This is a genomic window from Pedobacter sp. HMWF019, from assembly GCF_003061025.1.
In the GTDB taxonomy this organism is placed as follows: domain Bacteria; phylum Bacteroidota; class Bacteroidia; order Sphingobacteriales; family Sphingobacteriaceae; genus Pedobacter.
On the sequence record NZ_QAIL01000531.1, the window covers coordinates 1 to 2,083 of the forward strand.

Sequence of the window (2,083 nt, forward strand, 5' to 3'; positions counted from 1 at the left end):
TTAGTAAGCTCAATATTTTTATTTAAAGCTATATCATAACTAAAATAATTCTTTTTTTGATAATCATAATAAAGAATATATTTTCCTTCTGGGGAAAGTATAGGCAAGATGCTCGGATTTTGGCTCAACCAAAGTAACGGTGTTCTCTTCCCTGTTTTATTATTAACAAGATCATATTCATTTTGACCGCTTAAATTCCATGATCGCTCATTAGAATCGCCATCATTCCCAATTGAATGACCTGTTAGTAAAAGGTGATCTGATCTCCCATATTGAACTTCATTTTTATATTTCTGTAAATAAATGACCTTATGGCCCGTTAACCTTATAACGACTTTGGAAGAACTCTGCTCTGGCTTACTATCTTGTAGTGATTGTAATTTTGTATCATTATAACTCCATACTTGTACCGTATTGGAATCAATTTTAGATAAAAGCTCTTTTCGTTTATCCAATGTAGCAAAAAGACAATCGCCTTCTTTATTAAAACCTTCTAATGAACCAAAAAATAGCGAAGATGATACTTTGGAAAGATCAACTAAACAAATCATCTTATCCATTCCTATTTTATAATGCCAAATGGTGTCGTTGGACTTAAATACGAGTTGCTTATGTTTAAAATCAACGATTAAATTTTCAATTATTTTTCCATCACAGATATTATTAGGTTTGTCTACTGACAAATCTATCCAATCCAGAGACTGGTTTCCCTCATTTATTTTAGATGATCTTTGAATTACTAATGTTTTCCAGTCCTCACTCAACCAATATGCTAATACATTATAAAAATGCCTTTCCCTTCCAGTTCTAAGGTTTCTTAAAACCAATTTTTTTTCTAAATCATTCAACAGGTAAACAAGCCCTTCACTAGAATCCATTTGTTGAACTTCATATTTAGAAACATTAGATATGTAATGAATAATGTTTCTATCGAGATTCATAATTCCCAAGCTATCTTTTAACGTTTTAAAAAGAAAGAATTTGCTATCTGCTGTGAATTTTCCGAAACCTTGCGTACTCGGAATTTCTATCTTCAGTTTGTTATCTGTAGATTGAATAAAGTTTTTAACATTCATATTGTGCGATGCCATTTGTTCAATCTCACAGTGGACCACATACTTCCCATTATCACTTACCATAGCCCCACTTAGCTTTGGAAAGTTATTGTATGCATTTGAGTCTATCAGTTTTTTTTGCGCAAAACAAAACAATGTGCTCAATATAAACAGGAGCATTAAAGGAAATTTTTTCATTCTAATTCTTTGTTACTTTACCTGATTTTCAATTAATATCCACTATTCTGTATGAGGTTCGGATTTCTTTGTAAGTCAATCAAAGGCAATGGATACCGTTGCTGATTAGTTTTCCAAGTACCACCTGGTATTTTTGTTGGTACAATAGTCCTCATTACCTGGTCAATTCTATCCGTTCGTTTAAGATCTAACCACCGATGGCCCCATTCTGTAAACAACTCTACTTGACGTTCGTGTTCAACAGCCTTTAATGCATCCATCTGATTCATTGTTGTTGACAATTTGGGTAGTTGAATAGTTCCCTGATTTTTGTCCGTAGCCCGTTCACGCAAAGCGTTTAAATCATCAACTCCATCAGCTATCTTATTCTGCTGAATTCTCGCTTCAGCTCTGATCAGGTATTGTTCTCCCAAACGAAAGATAGTTGAATATTCAGTTACGGGAAAGTTAGCATCTTGAGTTCTATTTACTATCTTATATTTATATGGATACCAATAAAGGGTTCCATTAATAGTTATATTGCTGATCCAATAATTTTTCCTTTGATCTCCGCTTTCAAAACTATTCAACAAATTTGGATTAAGATAAACACCATTATAAGTATCAAATCCGTAAATTGGGTCAACAACAAATGCTATTGCTTCTTGCGTATTTAAACCCTTGAATCCTACTGGTTGAAGTTGCCAAATTGCTTCTTTATTATTTTTCAAAAAGACTTTATCCAGGTCAACAAGCCCAAAAGAAGAATTTCCTAAAACAGATGTCGCCTGTATCTCAGCATTTGTCCAGTCCTTTAAATATAAATATGTTCGTGCTAATAAGGCTGTAGC

Annotated in this window: 2 protein-coding genes; both read right to left on the reverse strand. The window is 33.1% G+C overall.

Translation table 11 applies throughout. The annotated features are described in order from the left end of the window. The coding region (locus DBR11_RS26390) for a hypothetical protein (protein WP_146186675.1) at positions 1 to 1,253 on the reverse strand (1,253 nt) is incomplete at its 3' end. Between the two features lie 32 nt (positions 1,254 to 1,285). Then, positions 1,286 to 2,083: RagB/SusD family nutrient uptake outer membrane protein (locus DBR11_RS26395; protein ID WP_146186676.1), on the reverse strand; the 798-nt coding region annotated here is incomplete at its 5' end.